Annotated in this window: 12 protein-coding genes, 2 tRNA genes, 3 rRNA genes and 1 pseudogene; 10 read left to right on the forward strand and 8 right to left on the reverse strand. The window is 56.9% G+C overall.

The genetic code is table 11. From position 1 onward, the window contains the following. Positions 1 to 61: 61 nt before the first annotated feature. Positions 62 to 502: a redox-sensitive transcriptional activator SoxR gene (gene soxR, locus QF045_RS12070; protein WP_306492376.1), complete on the reverse strand. Its 441-nt coding sequence runs from the start codon at positions 500 to 502 to the stop codon at positions 62 to 64. 99 nt (positions 503 to 601) lie between these two features. Between soxR and QF045_RS12075 the strand changes: the two genes are divergently transcribed. Further along, complete coding sequence (locus QF045_RS12075) at positions 602 to 967, forward strand: antibiotic biosynthesis monooxygenase (RefSeq protein ID WP_306492377.1); 366 nt, start codon at positions 602 to 604, stop codon at positions 965 to 967. Here the strand turns inward: QF045_RS12075 and QF045_RS12080 are convergent. Both QF045_RS12080 and QF045_RS12085 read right to left on the reverse strand, forming a co-directional pair. Next, complete coding sequence (locus tag QF045_RS12080) at positions 956 to 2,059, reverse strand: sigma-54-dependent Fis family transcriptional regulator (protein WP_306492378.1); 1,104 nt, start codon at positions 2,057 to 2,059, stop codon at positions 956 to 958. The genes QF045_RS12075 and QF045_RS12080 overlap by 12 nt on opposite strands. Positions 2,060 to 2,070: 11 nt before the next feature. Beyond that, positions 2,071 to 3,259, reverse strand: a pseudogene (locus QF045_RS12085) (acyl-CoA dehydrogenase family protein). Positions 3,260 to 3,543: 284 nt separating this feature from the next. On the opposite strand from QF045_RS12085, the gene QF045_RS12090 reads away from it, so the two are divergent. The 3 genes from QF045_RS12090 to QF045_RS12100 all read left to right on the forward strand — a co-directional run bounded on the left by QF045_RS12090 (position 3,544) and on the right by QF045_RS12100 (position 7,065). Next, positions 3,544 to 3,813, forward strand: coding sequence for a hypothetical protein (locus tag QF045_RS12090; RefSeq protein WP_306492379.1), 270 nt, complete (start codon positions 3,544 to 3,546; stop codon positions 3,811 to 3,813). Between the two features lie 233 nt (positions 3,814 to 4,046). After that, the gene (locus tag QF045_RS12095; RefSeq protein WP_306492380.1) at positions 4,047 to 5,207 is read left to right on the forward strand and encodes a cysteine desulfurase family protein; all 1,161 of its coding nucleotides are present in this window, start codon (positions 4,047 to 4,049) and stop codon (positions 5,205 to 5,207) included. A gap of 49 nt (positions 5,208 to 5,256) precedes the next feature. Beyond that, complete coding sequence (locus QF045_RS12100) at positions 5,257 to 7,065, forward strand: aminopeptidase P family protein (RefSeq protein WP_306492381.1); 1,809 nt, start codon at positions 5,257 to 5,259, stop codon at positions 7,063 to 7,065. Here QF045_RS12100 and QF045_RS12105 read toward each other — a convergent pair. The 4 genes from QF045_RS12105 to rhtA form a co-directional block, all read right to left on the reverse strand. Next, positions 7,058 to 7,663: a 2-hydroxychromene-2-carboxylate isomerase gene (locus QF045_RS12105; RefSeq protein ID WP_306492382.1), complete on the reverse strand. Its 606-nt coding sequence runs from the start codon at positions 7,661 to 7,663 to the stop codon at positions 7,058 to 7,060. The two genes, QF045_RS12100 and QF045_RS12105, sit on opposite strands and share 8 nt — an antisense overlap. A 36-nt stretch (positions 7,664 to 7,699) precedes the next feature. Continuing rightward, the gene (locus QF045_RS12110) at positions 7,700 to 8,431 is read right to left on the reverse strand and encodes an SDR family oxidoreductase (protein WP_306492383.1); all 732 of its coding nucleotides are present in this window, start codon (positions 8,429 to 8,431) and stop codon (positions 7,700 to 7,702) included. Positions 8,432 to 8,542: 111 nt separating this feature from the next. After that, positions 8,543 to 8,824, reverse strand: coding sequence for a hypothetical protein (locus QF045_RS12115; RefSeq protein WP_306492384.1), 282 nt, complete (start codon positions 8,822 to 8,824; stop codon positions 8,543 to 8,545). A 167-nt stretch (positions 8,825 to 8,991) separates the two neighbouring features. Next, positions 8,992 to 9,879, reverse strand: coding sequence for a threonine/homoserine exporter RhtA (gene rhtA, locus QF045_RS12120; protein ID WP_306492385.1), 888 nt, complete (start codon positions 9,877 to 9,879; stop codon positions 8,992 to 8,994). A gap of 619 nt (positions 9,880 to 10,498) precedes the next feature. On the opposite strand from rhtA, the gene QF045_RS12125 reads away from it, so the two are divergent. The 6 genes from QF045_RS12125 (at position 10,499) to mrdA (ending at position 17,862) form a co-directional block, all read left to right on the forward strand. After that, a 16S ribosomal RNA gene (locus tag QF045_RS12125) occupies positions 10,499 to 12,035 on the forward strand. An 81-nt stretch (positions 12,036 to 12,116) separates the two neighbouring features. Next, a tRNA-Ile gene (locus QF045_RS12130) sits at positions 12,117 to 12,193 on the forward strand. A gap of 30 nt (positions 12,194 to 12,223) precedes the next feature. Next, a tRNA-Ala gene (locus tag QF045_RS12135) sits at positions 12,224 to 12,299 on the forward strand. Between the two features lie 247 nt (positions 12,300 to 12,546). After that, a 23S ribosomal RNA gene (locus tag QF045_RS12140) occupies positions 12,547 to 15,438 on the forward strand. 155 nt (positions 15,439 to 15,593) lie between these two features. Further along, positions 15,594 to 15,709: ribosomal RNA gene (gene rrf / locus QF045_RS12145) — 5S ribosomal RNA — on the forward strand. Together the 16S, 23S and 5S rRNA genes with 2 tRNA genes alongside form the textbook arrangement of a ribosomal RNA operon. A 260-nt stretch (positions 15,710 to 15,969) precedes the next feature. Then, positions 15,970 to 17,862, forward strand: a complete 1,893-nt coding sequence (mrdA, locus tag QF045_RS12150; protein ID WP_306492386.1) for a penicillin-binding protein 2 — start codon at positions 15,970 to 15,972, stop codon at positions 17,860 to 17,862. On the opposite strand, the gene QF045_RS12155 is transcribed toward mrdA, so the two are convergent. Continuing rightward, on the reverse strand, positions 17,859 to 18,263 hold the full coding sequence (locus tag QF045_RS12155; RefSeq protein ID WP_306492387.1) for a GFA family protein: 405 nt from the start codon (positions 18,261 to 18,263) through the stop codon (positions 17,859 to 17,861). The two genes, mrdA and QF045_RS12155, sit on opposite strands and share 4 nt — an antisense overlap. Positions 18,264 to 18,299 lie beyond the last annotated feature (36 nt).

Genomic DNA, 18,299 nt, shown 5'->3' on the forward strand with positions numbered 1-18,299 from the left:
ATCAGCCTCGGGCAAAAATCTGTATCTCAGTCAAAGGCTACGCGCGTTTGTGACGGGCAGATCAACCGGGCTCCAGCAACTGCGCCCCCGGCCCACGCTCACCGAGCTGGTCACCCAGGTTGCGCAACGGGCAGGCGTCCATCGACAAGCACCCACAGCCAATGCAGCCGTTGAGCTTGTCGCGCAGCAGCACTAATTTGTTGATCCGCTCATCCAGGTCTTCGCGCCAGCGGGCCGACAGGCGTGCCCAATCCTTGGCGGTGGGCGTGCGGCCATCGGGCAGTGCCTGTAACGCCTCGCCGATGGTTGCCAGTGGAATGCCCAGGCGTTGAGCGACTTTGATCACCCCCACACGCCGCAGCACATCCCGTGGGTAGCGCCGCTGATTGCCAGCGTTGCGATTGCTTTTGATCAGCCCTTTGGTTTCGTAGAAATGCAGTGCCGTGACCGCCACGCCGCTACGGGCAGCCAACTGGCCAACGGTGAGTTCCTTGTTGAGCATACACACTCCGATTCATCACTTGACCTTGACTTAACTGGAGGTTTTACCCTGCATGGCACTGGATCGCAAGATTCTGCTTACAGAGAAAGGGGAGTGTTCATGCAGGCATCAGAGAAAAATCGCAGCTTCACGCAGTTGATCGAATTCCAGATCGACCCCCGCCAGCAATCCGCCCTGGTCGCCGCCTTGACCGTCCAGAGCGAGCGACTGGCCGAGAGCCAAGCCGGCTTTGTGAGTGCAAGCGTGCAGGTCAGCGATGATGGGCGACGGGTACTCAACTACTTGCAGTGGCAATCCCGCGAGGCTGGCGAGGCGGCCTTCAGGCGCTTCGAGCAGGGTGGCGAGGATTTCTGGACGCTCATCCGGGTGCACCAGGCCAAGGCGGTGATCTTCGATTCGTTCCAGGTGTTGCGCAGTTTTGAGCGCAGCCATGACGATGCCTTGCACTGCCGCTTAAATGGATAGGTGCAGCATCCGCTCGCCCTGCAGGTTTTCTCCAGGTCGACGCTTGTTTACCGCCAACTCACCGATCTTGATCAGGCGCGTGCGCGTGACGTTGCGGCTCAAACCCAGCAGGCTGGCGGTGTGCACCTGGTTGTAATGACTGAAGCGGTAAGCCGCGCGTAACAGCGCATCCTCGACCTTTTCATGCAGGGCGCCGGCCTGTTCCTCGAACAGCTTCTGAAAGGCGCGCGCCAGCAATGCTTCGGCGCTGTTGTCGATGCCGTGCTGGCTGTCGTCCTGGCGCTCGATGCGCAGGTTGGACAGGCGCAAGTCGTCGCGTTCGATCACGCTGTTGCGGCAGATCAACAAGGTGTGGTGAATCACGTTCTCCAGCTCGCGAATATTACCGGGCCAGCTGTAGCTCTTGAGTTTGTGTTCGGCTTCACGGCTGATAGCGATCGGGCCATAGCCCAGGCGTTGGCTATAGGCTTCGATGAAGTGTCGGGTCAGCGGCAGGATATCGCCGGGGCGCTCGCGCAGTGGGCTGAGTTCCAGGCTGACCACGTCGAGACGGTAATACAGGTCTTCGCGGAAGTGCCCGGCGTTGATGGCTTTTTCAAGTTGTACGTTGGTTGCGGCCAGTACCCGGACATCGATAGGAATGCTCTTGCGCGAACCCAGGCGCACCACTTCGCGTTCCTGCAGCACCCGCAGCAGCTTGACCTGAATGGCCATCGGCAGATCGCCGATTTCGTCGAGGAACAAGGTGCCCCCGTCCGCCTCCTCGAACCAGCCCGCTTTGGCGCTGAGGGCGCCGGTAAAGGCACCTTTTTCGTGGCCGAACAGTTCGGCTTCGACGAGTGATTCAGAGAACGCTCCGCAGTTCACTGCCACGAACGGTCGGTTGCGCCGCGCACTGAGGTTATGGATATGCCGCGCCACCAGTTCTTTACCGGTACCGGTCTCACCGATGATCAGTACGCTGGCTTCGCTGGGCGCCACTTGCTGGATATGGTCGAGCAAGGCCTGGGATTTCGGGTCTTCAAACACCTGTGCCGTGGCGCGAATCGAGGTCGCGAGGGCGGGCGAGGGGGGGAGGGTCAACAACTGCATGGGCACCTCTCTTAGGAATAGAACGTGGGAATCGGCAGGGTCTGGTTCAGCGCCCAGTCACCCAGTTCGTGGAGTTTGTAATCCAGCGGGTCGTGCAGGGTTTGCGTGCGCAGGTTGCGCCAGTGGCGGTCCAGGCGCAGTGACGCGTGGGTGGAGCGCGCGCCGGTGACTTCGAATAGGCGGGTGCACAGATCCAGCCCCTGGCGCGTCGCGGCAACTTTTGCGGTAGCGATTGCAATAGCCAGTTTGCCGCGTTCCTGTTCGCTGAGGTTGGGCCCTTTGGCCCATGCCTGGTCGAACAGCTCGGCGGCGTGTTCCACCAGCAGGCGCACGCTTTGCAGCGCGACCCAGAAGTCGCCGTAGTGGTGCAGCACGTAAGGGTCCTGGCGCACGTCCTGGGCCATGGATTTATGCCACGCACGGGTTTCGGTCAGGGTGTAGTGGCGCGCCTCTTCGAAGGCGCCTTCGGCAATGCCTAAAAACAGATGGGTGAAGGTGAGCTGCGCGATCAACGGCCGCAGGCAGGCGAACGGCGTACTCAGGGGGCCTGGATCGAGCAGTAATTCGGACTCCCTCTACGCGCACCCGTTCGAAGCTGGCGCTGCCACTGTCGGTCTGGCGCTGGCCGATCGTGTTCCAGTCATCGTGCAAGGTGATCCCGCTGCGCCCGCTGGGGATGGCGGCAATCAGCAGCTTGCCCCCAGCGCGCTCATCCACGGCCGAGGCGATGAGCATTTCTGAATCGTTGGCGCCGGAGCAGAAACTCTTCTTGCCGGAAAATTCCCGCCAGCCGCCGAAGTCCTTGACCACCGTACGCGTGTCCAGCGGGTTGAGGGCATTGCCCCAGAACCAATTCTTACGCGCAGTTTGTTCGAACCACGGTTGCCATTGGTCCGGCCGCGAAAACAGGCGCACGGTAGCGAGCATCAGGTGATGAAAACCAAAGACATGGGCGATGGAGCTGTCGACCTTGGCGAACTCGCGCACGACATCCAGCGTCTCGCTCCAGCGCGCACCTAGCCCGCCGTACTGGCCGGGAATACTCAGCGCGAGCAGGCCACTTTGGCGCAGAGCGTCGCGTTCAGCTTTGGGTGTGCCGCCGCGTTCGTCACGCTCCACGGCGGTGAGCGCGAACTCGGCGGCCAGCAATTTGGCGGTCTGCAGTGCAGAAAGTGGCACGCTGTGGGGGTTAGCGGTCACGGGGGAGAACCTCAGTCGTGTGTGGCAATGCAATTGAAGGGTGGCGAGGGGCCTCATCGGTCTCAAGTGTTTGGCGCGCAGCGTTGGGGTGTTTATAGAGGGATTCTTATATTCCGTAAATTAATCGATTAACATATTTATAGATCTTAAAAGAATATAAGGCGTGCCTATCGGGCATGTCGCAACGGTTGATAGCAACTATCGAGGGCGGTGATTTTTCACTGGGAAGGCTCGGGAGTAGCCTGTGTTCATTGACTCGAAACCTCCTTTGCAGGGCCACCGCCATGAACCGCTTACTCGCTATCTCGCTCTTGATTGCCACCTCTGTCCTCGCCGGATGCGCGACTCATCCCTCGCCTGAATTGCGCCCTTATACCGCGCAAGAAACCAAGCAGTTGGCCCTGGAAGCGCTGAGCCGCCGTGGCTTGTCATTTGATGAGTATCAACAGCAGCGCGCGGCGTTGAACGGCCAGCCACAGAAGTCTTTCGGCTTTGATCATCAGGGCGAAATGAATGCCGAGCGCAGTGTGGCCTTGAAGGATCGCCCCAGTTGAGCGGTGCTGTTGCGGTGAAAAACCCGGGTTTCCCTCACAGGAATCTCGGGTTTTTTGTTTTCCATGGCGTGACTTCAGCCTGTTAAGCTGAATTTCAGGAGCGTTCCTACGCACATTTTCATAAAGTGGTCCTTCTTTAATGGCACTCGATCAGTTAAACCTGACGACCTCTGTTCTGTTCGATGCCCCCGCGACATTGCTCGCGGGAACACGCTCTGCGAGTTTCTAACGTCATGAATAAACGTCCGCTGTATTTCGACTATGCCGCCACCACACCGGTGGATGAGCGGGTCATTCAAGTGATGGTCGAGTGTCTGGGCTTCAATGCCAATTTCGGTAACCCAGCCTCCAGTTCCCACGCGTTCGGCCAAGCGGCCCGGCAAACGGTTGAGCAGGCGCGTCATCAGGTGGCCGAACTGGTTGGCGCCCAGCCCGAGCAGATCGTCTGGACCTCCGGCGCCACCGAATCCAACAACCTGGCGATCAAGGGCGTGGCCCAGGCGCGTGGCGTGGCGGGTGGGCATATGATCACCAGCCAGATCGAGCACAAGGCCACGCTCGACACCGCGCGGCAACTGCAGGAAGCCGGGGTGGCGGTGACGTATCTGGTGCCTGATGCCGATGGCTTGATCAGTGTCGAGGCCGTCAGTGAAGCGCTGCGTGAAGACACCTTTCTGGTGTCGCTGATGCTGGTCAATAACGAACTGGGCACGTTGAACGACATCCCGGCCATCGGCGCCCGGGTGCGTAAGCAGGGTGCGTTGTTTCACGTGGACGCGGCGCAAGGGGCGGGCAAGGTGGCCATCGACCTGGCGCAGTGGCCGGTGGATTTGATGTCGTTTTCCGCCCACAAGCTTTACGGTCCGAAGGGCATCGGCGCGTTGTACGTAGGACCTCGGGCGCAACAGAAGGTATTGGCGCAAATTCATGGCGGCGGTCATGAAGGCGGCTTGCGTTCAGGTACCCTGGCGACTCACCAGATTGCGGGCATGGGCACGGCGTTCGCCCTGGCGGCGGCGTCCTTTGCCGAAGAGAAGGCGCAGATCGTGGCCTTGCGTCAGCGTCTGTTGGATCAGTTGGGCCCGATTGCAGGTGTGCGCCTCAACGGCAGCCTTACACAGCGAATCCCTCATACGCTTAGCCTTACGTTCAGCGAAGGCGAATTCAATACCGGTGCGTTGAGTGCCGGGATTGCCTTCTCGGCGACTTCAGCGTGCAATTCGGCGAGCAATGCGCCGTCCCATGTGCTTCTGGCTTTGGGGCATGACGCACGCAGCGCCAGCCGTACCATTCGCTTAAGCCTGGGCCGGTTTACCACCGAGCGGGACATCGACGAAGCGGTACAACTGATCAAGTCGGCACTGGCCAGCGCACCAGCGTTCTGGGCCGTCTGAAATTCGATTCGCAGTCCATAACAATTATTAGTGGTTAGCAGGAGACACAATGAGTACGCAGCCTTTGACCCATGGAACGGTTCCCCAGCGCCTGGCGCATACCCGTGAGCTGATGAGCCGAGAGGGGATCCACGCCCTGTTGGTGCCGTCTGCGGATCCGCATTTGTCCGAGTACTTGCCGGGATACTGGCAGGGGCGCCAATGGTTGTCGGGGTTCCATGGTTCGGTGGGGACGCTGATCGTCACGGCGGATTTTGCCGGTGTGTGGGCCGACAGCCGCTATTGGGAACAGGCGACCAAGGAGCTCAAGGGCAGCGGTATCGAACTGGTGAAACTGCAACCGGGCCAACCCGGCCCGCTGGAATGGCTGGCTGAACAAACACCGGAAGGCGGTGTAGTGGCCGTGGATGGCGCGGTCATGGCCGTGGCATCGGCACGTACGCTGGGTGGCAAGCTGGCGGAGCGCGGCGCGCGCTTGCGCACGGACATCGATTTGCTCAACGCCGTCTGGCACGACCGCCCGGCGCTGCCGAACCAGCCGATCTATCAGCACTTGCCGCCGCAGGCTACCGTCAGCCGTGGCGAAAAGCTCGCGGCCCTGCGTGCCAGCCTGAGCGAAAAAGGCGCTGACTGGCATCTTATCGCCACCCTGGATGATATCGCCTGGTTGTTCAACCTTCGCGGTGGCGATGTGTCGTTCAACCCGGTGTTCGTGTCGTTTGCCTTGATCAATCAGCAACAGGCCACTTTGTTCGTGGCGCTGAGCAAAGTCGATGCCGAGCTGCGGGCTGCGCTTGAGCGCGATGGTGTGACCGTGCGCGACTACAGCGACGTGGCTGATGCGCTGCGAGCCGTACCGCCAGGGGCCAGTCTGCACGTTGATCCGGCACGCGTGACGGCGGGTTTGCTGGAGCACCTTGATGCCGGTGTGAAGCTGGTGGAAGGCTTGAACCCGACCACGCTGGCCAAGTCCCGCAAAAGCCTGGCTGACGCCGAGCATATCCGTCAGGCCATGGAGCAGGATGGCGCCGCCTTGTGCGAATTTTTCGCCTGGCTGGAGACGGCCTTGGGGCGTGAACGCATTACTGAGCTGACAATCGATGAGCACCTCACGGCAGCGCGTACCCGCCGTCCGGGTTATGTATCGCTGAGTTTCAACACCATTGCTGCCTTCAACGCCAACGGCGCGATGCCGCATTACCACGCCACGCCAGAAGAACATGCCGTGATTGAAGGTGATGGCCTATTGCTGATCGACTCCGGTGGCCAGTACCTGGGCGGTACGACCGATATCACGCGGATGGTGCCCATCGGTACACCGAGCGAGGAGCAGAAACGCGACTGCACGCGGGTGCTCAAGGGGGTAATTGCCTTATCCCGCGCTCATTTCCCCAAAGGCATCTTGTCGCCGTTGCTTGACGCCATCGCACGCGCGCCGATCTGGGCCGAGGGTGTGGATTACGGCCATGGCACGGGACACGGTGTCGGGTATTTCCTCAACGTGCACGAGGGCCCCCAAGTGATCGCCTACCAGGCGCTGGCCGCACCGCAAACGGCGATGCAACCGGGCATGATCACTTCGATCGAGCCGGGCACCTACCGCCCTGGGCGCTGGGGCGTGCGCATCGAAAACCTGGTGCTGAACCGTGAAGCGGGGAAAACCGAATTTGGTGAGTTCCTCAAATTCGAAACCCTGACCTTGTGCCCGATCGACACGCGTTGCCTGGAGCCTTCCTTGCTCACCGCGGATGAGCGCGAATGGTTCAACGCTTATCACGCCCAGGTACGTGAACGCTTGAGCCCGTTGCTCAGTGGCGATGCGCTCACGTGGTTGCAGGTGCGCACAGCGGCTATTTGACTGCGGGTTGACTGAGGGCTTCACGCACGAAATCCAGACGGTCCTGACCAAAAAACAGCGTGTTGCCTACAAACATGCTGGGCGCGCCGAATACGCCGCGTTTAATGGCTTGTTCGGTTTTGTCCTTGAGAGCGGCTTTTACGGCCTCCTCGTTGGACAAAGCCAGAACTTGCTCTGGGTCGAAGCCCTGCTCCGCCAGTACAGTAGCCACGACGGCAGCGTCTCCCAGATTGCGCCCGTCGACCCAGAGCGCAACGAACAGGCAATCTACGAACGCCTGGAAACGCTCAGGTTGATGCATCTGGATGCCGGTGGCTGCGCGCATCAGCGTCAGGGTATTGATGGGGAAGTTCGGATTGAATCGCAGCGGCACGTCATAACGCTGGGCGTAGCGTGCGAGGTCAGCAAACATGTAACGCCCTTTGGCGGGGACAGTGATCGGTGAGGCATTGCCGGTAGCCTTGAATACGCCACCCAGCAACATAGGTTGATACACCAACGCGGTGCCAGTATCAGAGCACAGCTTCGGTAACTGGGTGTGCGCCAGGTACGTAGCGGGGCTACCGAAATCAAAGAAGAACTCCAGGGTTTTGGTCATGGCCGGTACTCGCTGCTTGGTTGTTATCGGGCGTGCTTACCAGGTTTCATTCCAGGGACGCAGGTCCAGTTCGAATGTCCAGGCGTCCCGTGGCTGGCTGTGCAAATACCAGTAGTTATCGGCGATGTGGTCGGGGTTAAGAATGCCGTCTTGATCTTTGAGGGCGTATTTCTGCGGGAAATTGTCGCGAATGAAGTCGGTATCGATGGCGCCGTCCACCACTACGTGGGCGACATGGATGTTCATCGGCCCCAACTCCCGCGCCATGCTTTGCGCCAAAGCGCGTATCCCATGCTTGGCGCCGGCGAAGGCGGCAAACCCCGCGCTTCCGCGCAAACCAGCGGTAGCGCCGGTGAACAGGATGGTGCCGCGCTTTCGCGTGACCATACGCTTGGCAACTTCACGGGCATTTAGAAAACCTGAGAAGCAGGCCATTTCCCAGATCTTGAAGTACTTGCGCGCGGTCTCTTCCAGGATGCTGCAGGGGACGTTGGCGCCGATGTTGAAGACGAAGGCTTCAATGGGCCCGAGCGTGGTTTCAATCTGCTCGATCAGCGCGATCACGTCATCTTCTTTGCGCGCATCGCAGGCAAAGCCATGGGCTTCACCGCCGGCCAATTGGATGCTGTCTACCAAGGGCTGCAGTTTGTCCGCGCTGCGACGCGTGACACAGGCGATGTAACCTTCGCGGGCGAAGCGCTTGGCAATGGCGCCGCCAGTCGCGTCGCCGGCGCCCACTACCAATACGACTTTCTTGTTGTGCGTCATGGGGACTCCGTTGGCTCGATGGTCGAGCAGGAGTTTAGCCGCAACGCCGCACATGGCTGGTTCTATCAGCGAGATTGATCGTGGGCAATCAGGACAGCATTGCCCAGGTGTCTATTTGCAAATGACGATCATGCTGCGACTGGTGTAGCCGGCAGGGTTGAGGCCGAAGGGGTAATCCCCTGGCTCTTCGGAGTTGTCGCCGGATTTGGCGATCACCCGATAACCCTTGGCGCCACATGAGTTGGCCGCGCTGGTGTAGCACTGGTCCCAGGAGGAGGACAGGCCCGAACAGTTGATATGCAGCCCTTTCTTGCCCCGTTTCACTTCTGTCTTCGTGGTCGCAGCACAGCCAGCAATGCCTATGACCAGCAACAGTATAAAAATTCGTTTCATTCCAGTCCTTAAATAGCCGCTTCGCAAAAGGATCGAAGCCGGCCTTTACTCGCTATCGAGCGTAGCGTTCATGCGGTCCGTGTCGAAATTCTCCATGAAAGACGTTCATTTACAGGCTAAACATGGCCTAAATGAGCGGTAAATACCAGAGCTGCCTTTAAAGAGTGTCAGTCGGCAGGCACCAGCGGCTTCGATTCGTTGCGCATGGTCAGTGTGGCGCCGACGGAGGCCAAAATGATGCAGATGATGGCGAGCCATTGCGCGAGCGTCAGGTGTTCATTCAGGAAGAACAAGCCGGAGAGGGCGCCGAACGCTGGCTCGATACTCATCAAGGTGCCGAAGGTGCGAGCTGGCAAGCGGGTGAGGGCAACCATTTCCAGTGTGTACGGCAGGGCCGTGGACAAAATGGCGACACCGATGGCGACGGGAATCAGGGCAGGGGTCAGCAACGCGGTACCGGCGTGTACGATGCCGATTGGCGCGACGAACAGAGCGGCAATCATTACGCCGAGCGCGGCGGTCTGCACACCGTTATCGTTGCCTGCCTTCTGGCCGAACAGAATATAAAGCGCCCAGCAGACACCGGCGCCGAGTGCGTAGGCGGCGCCGACCAAGTCGATGCTGCTGCTGGCTTCGCCCGTTGGTATCAGCAGGAGCAAACCGATGACCGCGAGTGCGATCCACAAAAAGTCCACTGCTCGACGCGAGGCATAGAGGGCGACGGCGAGCGGGCCGGTGAACTCCAGGGCTACCGCAATACCCAGGGGAACGGTACGCAACGACATATAGAAGAGAAAGTTCATGCCGCCCAGGGCCATGCCGTAGACGATCACTGTGCGCAGGGACCTGGCCGTCAGTTTCGCGCGCCACGGGCGTAATAGAAGCAGCATGATCACGCTGGCGAAAATCAGGCGCAGGGTTGTGGTGCCTTGCGCGCCGATGATCGGAAACATGCTTTTGGCCAGCGACGCGCCGGACTGAATGGAGGCCATCGCGATCAACAGCAGGCCAACGGGGAACAATATGGAGGCCAGGCCGCGGGGTGGAGTGGTCATTGAAGGTGTTCGTCCGAAGTCATAGTAGAAGGGAAGTGGGGCTATGATGCTTAAGTGTTATGTGATGAGCAATATATTGCTCAATTGGAGAGGGTTTAAGGGGGTTGTGGGTTTTTGATAGAAAAATCACATTAAACATTGACGGCGAATTTTATCTGTCTATAATTCGCCCCACTTCCGGCGCAGTCGAAACGGAAAACTCCTTGGTAAACAATGAGTTAAGTAAGTTTCGGCAGCAGGTTGCTTCAGTTCATCGAAGCCAAAAGGAAGTTGAAAAAGAGGTGTTGACAGCAGCGTGTAACGCTGTAGAATTCGCCTCCCGCTTACGAGAGATCGCAAGCGCAAGTGGTTGAAGTTGTTGAAGAAATCTTCGAAAGCTTCTGAAAATAACCACTTGACAGCAAATGAGGCTGCTGTAGAATGCGCGCCTCGGTTGAGACGAAAGATCTTAACCAACCGCTCTTTAACAACTGAATCAAGCAATTCGTGTGGGTGCTTGTGGAGTCAGACTGATAGTCAACAAGATTATCAGCATCACAAGTTACTCCGCGAGAAATCAAAGATGTAACCAACGATTGCTGAGCCAAGTTTAGGGTTTCTTAAAAACCCAAAGATGTTTGAACTGAAGAGTTTGATCATGGCTCAGATTGAACGCTGGCGGCAGGCCTAACACATGCAAGTCGAGCGGTAGAGAGAAGCTTGCTTCTCTTGAGAGCGGCGGACGGGTGAGTAATGCCTAGGAATCTGCCTGGTAGTGGGGGATAACGTTCGGAAACGGACGCTAATACCGCATACGTCCTACGGGAGAAAGCAGGGGACCTTCGGGCCTTGCGCTATCAGATGAGCCTAGGTCGGATTAGCTAGTTGGTGAGGTAATGGCTCACCAAGGCGACGATCCGTAACTGGTCTGAGAGGATGATCAGTCACACTGGAACTGAGACACGGTCCAGACTCCTACGGGAGGCAGCAGTGGGGAATATTGGACAATGGGCGAAAGCCTGATCCAGCCATGCCGCGTGTGTGAAGAAGGTCTTCGGATTGTAAAGCACTTTAAGTTGGGAGGAAGGGCAGTTACCTAATACGTGATTGTTTTGACGTTACCGACAGAATAAGCACCGGCTAACTCTGTGCCAGCAGCCGCGGTAATACAGAGGGTGCAAGCGTTAATCGGAATTACTGGGCGTAAAGCGCGCGTAGGTGGTTTGTTAAGTTGGATGTGAAATCCCCGGGCTCAACCTGGGAACTGCATTCAAAACTGACTGACTAGAGTGTGGTAGAGGGTGGTGGAATTTCCTGTGTAGCGGTGAAATGCGTAGATATAGGAAGGAACACCAGTGGCGAAGGCGACCACCTGGACCAACACTGACACTGAGGTGCGAAAGCGTGGGGAGCAAACAGGATTAGATACCCTGGTAGTCCACGCCGTAAACGATGTCAACTAGCCGTTGGGAGCCTTGAGCTCTTAGTGGCGCAGCTAACGCATTAAGTTGACCGCCTGGGGAGTACGGCCGCAAGGTTAAAACTCAAATGAATTGACGGGGGCCCGCACAAGCGGTGGAGCATGTGGTTTAATTCGAAGCAACGCGAAGAACCTTACCAGGCCTTGACATCCAATGAACTTTCTAGAGATAGATTGGTGCCTTCGGGAACATTGAGACAGGTGCTGCATGGCTGTCGTCAGCTCGTGTCGTGAGATGTTGGGTTAAGTCCCGTAACGAGCGCAACCCTTGTCCTTAGTTACCAGCACGTAATGGTGGGCACTCTAAGGAGACTGCCGGTGACAAACCGGAGGAAGGTGGGGATGACGTCAAGTCATCATGGCCCTTACGGCCTGGGCTACACACGTGCTACAATGGTCGGTACAGAGGGTTGCCAAGCCGCGAGGTGGAGCTAATCCCACAAAACCGATCGTAGTCCGGATCGCAGTCTGCAACTCGACTGCGTGAAGTCGGAATCGCTAGTAATCGCGAATCAGAATGTCGCGGTGAATACGTTCCCGGGCCTTGTACACACCGCCCGTCACACCATGGGAGTGGGTTGCACCAGAAGTAGCTAGTCTAACCTTCGGGAGGACGGTTACCACGGTGTGATTCATGACTGGGGTGAAGTCGTAACAAGGTAGCCGTAGGGGAACCTGCGGCTGGATCACCTCCTTAATCGACGACATCAGCTGCTCCATAAGTTCCCACACGAATTGCTTGATTCATTGAAGAAGACGAAAGAAGCAGCCCGAAATTGGGTCTGTAGCTCAGTTGGTTAGAGCGCACCCCTGATAAGGGTGAGGTCGGCAGTTCGAATCTGCCCAGACCCACCAATTTTGTGTGGGAAACGCCTGTAGAGATACGGGGCCATAGCTCAGCTGGGAGAGCGCCTGCCTTGCACGCAGGAGGTCAACGGTTCGATCCCGTTTGGCTCCACCACTACTGCTTCTGTCGGTATAAAGCTTAGAAATGAGCATTCCATCGTTGTGATGGTGAATGTTGATTTCTAGTCTTTGACTAGTTCGTTCTTTAAAAATTTGGGTATGTGATAGAAAGATAGACTGAACGTTACTTTCACTGGTAACGGATCAGGCTAAGGTAAAATTTGTGAGTTCTCTTAACTGAGAAATTCGAATTTTCGGCGAATGTTGTCTTCACAGTATAACCAGATTGCTTGGGGTTATATGGTCAAGTGAAGAAGCGCATACGGTGGATGCCTTGGCAGTCAGAGGCGATGAAAGACGTGGTAGCCTGCGAAAAGCTTCGGGGAGTCGGCAAACAGACTTTGATCCGGAGATGTCTGAATGGGGGAACCCAGCCATCATAAGATGGTTACCTTACACTGAATACATAGGTGTATGGAGCGAACCAGGGGAACTGAAACATCTAAGTACCCTGAGGAAAAGAAATCAACCGAGATTCCCTTAGTAGTGGCGAGCGAACGGGGACTAGCCCTTAAGTGGCTTTGAGATTAGCGGAACGCTCTGGAAAGTGCGGCCATAGTGGGTGATAGCCCTGTACGCGAAAATCTCTTAGTCATGAAATCGAGTAGGACGGAGCACGAGAAACTTTGTCTGAATATGGGGGGACCATCCTCCAAGGCTAAATACTACTGACTGACCGATAGTGAACTAGTACCGTGAGGGAAAGGCGAAAAGAACCCCGGAGAGGGGAGTGAAATAGATCCTGAAACCGTATGCGTACAAGCAGTGGGAGCCCACTTTGTTGGGTGACTGCGTACCTTTTGTATAATGGGTCAGCGACTTATTTTCAGTGGCGAGCTTAACCGAATAGGGGAGGCGTAGCGAAAGCGAGTCTTAATAGGGCGTCTAGTCGCTGGGAATAGACCCGAAACCGGGCGATCTATCCATGGGCAGGTTGAAGGTTGGGTAACACTAACTGGAGGACCGAACCGACTACCGTTGAAAAGTTAGCGGATGACCTGTGGATCGGAGTGAAAGGCTAATCAAGCTCGGAGATAGCTGGTTCTCCTCGAAAGCTATTTAGGTAGCGCCTCATGTATCACTGTAGGGGGTAGAGCACTGTTTCGGCTAGGGGGTCATCCCGACTTACCAAACCGATGCAAACTCCGAATACCTACAAGTGCCGAGCATGGGAGACACACGGCGGGTGCTAACGTCCGTCGTGAAAAGGGAAACAACCCAGACCGTCAGCTAAGGTCCCAAAGTTATGGTTAAGTGGGAAACGATGTGGGAAGGCTTAGACAGCTAGGAGGTTGGCTTAGAAGCAGCCACCCTTTAAAGAAAGCGTAATAGCTCACTAGTCGAGTCGGCCTGCGCGGAAGATGTAACGGGGCTCAAACCATACACCGAAGCTACGGGTATCACGTAAGTGATGCGGTAGAGGAGCGTTCTGTAAGCCTGTGAAGGTGAGTTGAGAAGCTTGCTGGAGGTATCAGAAGTGCGAATGCTGACATGAGTAACGACAATGGGTGTGAAAAACACCCACGCCGAAAGACCAAGGTTTCCTGCGCAACGTTAATCGACGCAGGGTTAGTCGGTCCCTAAGGCGAGGCTGAAAAGCGTAGTCGATGGAAAACAGGTTAATATTCCTGTACTTCTGGTTATTGCGATGGAGGGACGGAGAAGGCTAGGCCAGCTTGGCGTTGGTTGTCCAAGTTTAAGGTGGTAGGCTGGAATCTTAGGTAAATCCGGGATTCTAAGGCCGAGAGCTGATGACGAGTCATCTTTTAGATGACGAAGTGGTTGATGCCATGCTTCCAAGAAAAGCTTCTAAGCTTCAGGTAACCAGGAACCGTACCCCAAACCGACACAGGTGGTTGGGTAGAGAATACCAAGGCGCTTGAGAGAACTCGGGTGAAGGAACTAGGCAAAATGGCACCGTAACTTCGGGAGAAGGTGCGCCGGTGAGGGTGAAGGACTTGCTCCGTAAGCTCATGCCGGTCGAAGATACCAGGCCGCTGCGACTGTTTATTAAAAACACAGCACTCTGCAAACACGAAAGTGGACGTATAGGGTGTGACGCCTGCCCGGTGCCGGAAGGTTAATTGATGGGGTTAGCTAACGCGAAGCTCTTGATCGAAGCCCCGGTAAACGGCGGCCGTAACTATAACGGTCCTAAGGTAGCGAAATTCCTTGTCGGGTAAGTTCCGACCTGCACGAATGGCGTAACGATGGCGGCGCTGTCTCCACCCGAGACTCAGTGAAATTGAAATCGCTGTGAAGATGCAGTGTATCCGCGGCTAGACGGAAAGACCCCGTGAACCTTTACTATAGCTTTGCACTGGACTTTGAATTTGCTTGTGTAGGATAGGTGGGAGGCTTTGAAGCGTGGACGCCAGTCTGCGTGGAGCCAACCTTGAAATACCACCCTGGCAACTTTGAGGTTCTAACTCAGGTCCGTTATCCGGATCGAGGACAGTGTATGGTGGGTAGTTTGACTGGGGCGGTCTCCTCCTAAAGAGTAACGGAGGAGTACGAAGGTGCGCTCAGACCGGTCGGAAATCGGTCGTAGAGTATAAAGGCAAAAGCGCGCTTGACTGCGAGACAGACACGTCGAGCAGGTACGAAAGTAGGTCTTAGTGATCCGGTGGTTCTGTATGGAAGGGCCATCGCTCAACGGATAAAAGGTACTCCGGGGATAACAGGCTGATACCGCCCAAGAGTTCATATCGACGGCGGTGTTTGGCACCTCGATGTCGGCTCATCACATCCTGGGGCTGAAGCCGGTCCCAAGGGTATGGCTGTTCGCCATTTAAAGTGGTACGCGAGCTGGGTTTAGAACGTCGTGAGACAGTTCGGTCCCTATCTGCCGTGGACGTTTGAGATTTGAGAGGGGCTGCTCCTAGTACGAGAGGACCGGAGTGGACGAACCTCTGGTGTTCCGGTTGTCACGCCAGTGGCATTGCCGGGTAGCTATGTTCGGAATAGATAACCGCTGAAAGCATCTAAGCGGGAAACTAGCCTCAAGATGAGATCTCACTGGAACCTTGAGTTCCCTGAAGGGCCGTCGAAGACTACGACGTTGATAGGTTGGGTGTGTAAGCGCTGTGAGGCGTTGAGCTAACCAATACTAATTGCCCGTGAGGCTTGACCATATAACACCCAAGCAATTTGCGACTCGAGAGAGACCAGATTGCGGTGTGTGAAGACGAGATGAACCGAAAGTTCGACGCTTGCAAAACACCAGATTCTATTACATACCCAATTTGCTGAAGCGAGGCCAACTGGCCACGACTCAGTACCCGAATTTCTTGACGACCATAGAGCATTGGAACCACCTGATCCCATCCCGAACTCAGCAGTGAAACGATGCATCGCCGATGGTAGTGTGGGGTTTCCCCATGTGAGAGTAGGTCATCGTCAAGATTAAATTCCAGAACCCCTGTTTGCTAACGCAGACAGGGGTTTTGTTTTGGACGGTCGAAAATACGGCGCCTCTCCCAATGCGCGCTATCACGTGCGCTCGGCACCCAGACCTCGTTTTCTGGATGATGAAATAACCCGCCGTTGAGGGAAATCGATGCAAAGTGTTTCTGCATTTTTGGTATGGTGCAGCACATTTTCACAAGGATTGATCTGTATCCGCAGGACGCGACGTCGACCTTCTTCAACGAGATGCTGTAGAAATGCCTGAACCGATACCGATCAAGGACCACGAAAAAGAAAACCGTCTGGTCAACAAGCGTTTGCTCGCGTGCGCACTCTTGGTGATTGGCATCACCTGCGCTCTGGTGGGGCGGATGTACTTTCTGCAGGTGGTGCAATACGACTATCACTCCACGATTTCGGAAAACAATCGCGTCCACGTACTGCCCATCACCCCAACCCGGGGCTTGATCTATGACCGCAACGGCGTGGTTTTGGCAGACAACCGACCCAGCTACAACCTGACCATTACCCGCGAGCGCACCACCGACCTCAAGGGTGAATTGGACGCCATCGTCAGTCTGCTGCACCTGCCCGCCGAAGATCGTGCCGTGTTCGACAAAGCGCTCAAGCAGGCTCGCCATCCGTTCGTTCCCGTCACGCTGTTCTACGAGCTGAACGAAGAGCAAATCGCCGTTTTGGCCGTCAACGAGTTCCGTCTGCCGGGTGTGGACGTTGAGCCTCAGTTCGTCCGCCATTACCCGCTAGGGGCGCACTTCGCTCACTCCATCGGCTATGTCGGGCGTATCAACGAGAAAGAGTCCAAAGCCCTCGACTCAGTGGAGTACCGCGGTACCCAGTCCATCGGCAAAACCGGCATCGAACGCTTCTACGAGTCTGAGCTGCACGGTCACGTGGGTTATGAGGAAGTCGAAACCAACGCACAGGGCCGAGTATTGCGCGTGCTCAAGCACACGGATCCGATCCCCGGCAAAAACATCGTCCTGAGCCTGGACGTGAAGCTTCAGGAAGCCGCCGAAGAAGCCTTGGGTGATCGTCGTGGCTCGGTGGTTGCCCTGGACCCGCAAACCGGTGAAGTGCTGGCGATGGTCAGCAAGCCAAGTTTCGATCCGAACCTGTTCGTCACCGGTATCAGCTTCAAGGAATATGCCGCGCTGCATGATTCCATCGATCGACCGCTATTCAACCGCGTGCTGCGCGGGCTGTATGCGCCAGGCTCGACCATCAAGCCAGAGGTGGCCATCGCAGGGCTCGACAGCGGCGTCGTCACCCCACAAACCCGTGTATTCGATCCGGGTTACTACCAGTTGCCAGATTTTGATCACAAATACCGCAACTGGAACCACAGCGGCGACGGTTGGGTAGATATGGACGCCGCCATCATGCGCTCCAACGACACCTACTTCTATGACCTGGCCCACAAGCTTGGCATTGATCGTTTGCATGATTACCTGGCCGAATTCGGCCTGGGGCAGAAGGTGTCCCTGGACATGTTCGAAGAATCCGCCGGCCTGATGCCTTCCCAAGCCTGGAAGCGCGCGACACGCCGCCAGCCCTGGTTCCCGGGCGAAACCGTGATCCTGGGCATCGGCCAGGGCTATATGCAGGTCACGCCGCTGCAACTGGCCCAAGCCACTGCGCTGATCGCCAACAAGGGTGTATGGAACCGGCCGCACCTGGCCAAGACCATCGACGGCGCGCCACCGGTAGACGAGAATCCGATGCCCAACGTAGTCCTTAAAGACCCGCGTGACTGGGAGCAGGTCAACCACGGCATGCAACTGGTGATGCACGACCCGCGCGGTATCGCCCGTGCTGCCGCTCAGGGTGCCCAATATCGCATTGCCGGTAAGAGCGGTACCGCGCAGGTGGTGGCGATCAAGCAGGGTGAGCGCTACAACCGCAATAAGACCCTTGAGCGTCATCGCGATAACGCCTTGTTTGTCGGCTTTGCGCCAGCCGAACATCCGAAGATCGTGATCTCAGTGATGATTGAAAACGGTGAAGCCGGTGGCCGTGTGGCAGGTCCGGTGGTGCGTCAGATCATGGATGCCTGGCTGCTTGACCAGGAAGGTCACCTGAAGCCGCAATATGCGACGCCAGCCAAAGCCCCTGGCGATCCACACGTTTAAGTCACTTCCCACTCGTCCCAGCGCTCCACGCCGTCATAGGCCAACCAGGGCACATCACGGGCCGTCCAGATATGCGCGGTGGGCCTGGCGCCCGGATCATCGTCCAGCGTCGCCACCCGCACGATGACGTGGGGCTGGTGCGCGCGTTCGGCGATCAGATGCGAGCCGCAGCGCGAACAGAAGTGGCGCTGTTTGCCCGGCGATGACTCAAACGAGGACAGCAATTCCTCACCGTGCGTCCAGCGAAAGTGCTTACGCATCACCCCAGCCGTAGCGACAAAGGCTGCCGCATGCGCCTTGCGGCAGCTGTCGCAATGGCAGTGACTGATGGGCATGTCCAGGCGGTCCACTTGGTAGCGCACACCTTTGCACAGGCAACTTCCATTCAACGGTTCAGTCATAACCTATGGCCAGGTCAAGGATGGGGTCATCATCAT

Origin of the sequence: Pseudomonas sp. W4I3 (genome assembly GCF_030816195.1) — a bacterium.
Lineage (GTDB): Bacteria > Pseudomonadota > Gammaproteobacteria > Pseudomonadales > Pseudomonadaceae > Aquipseudomonas.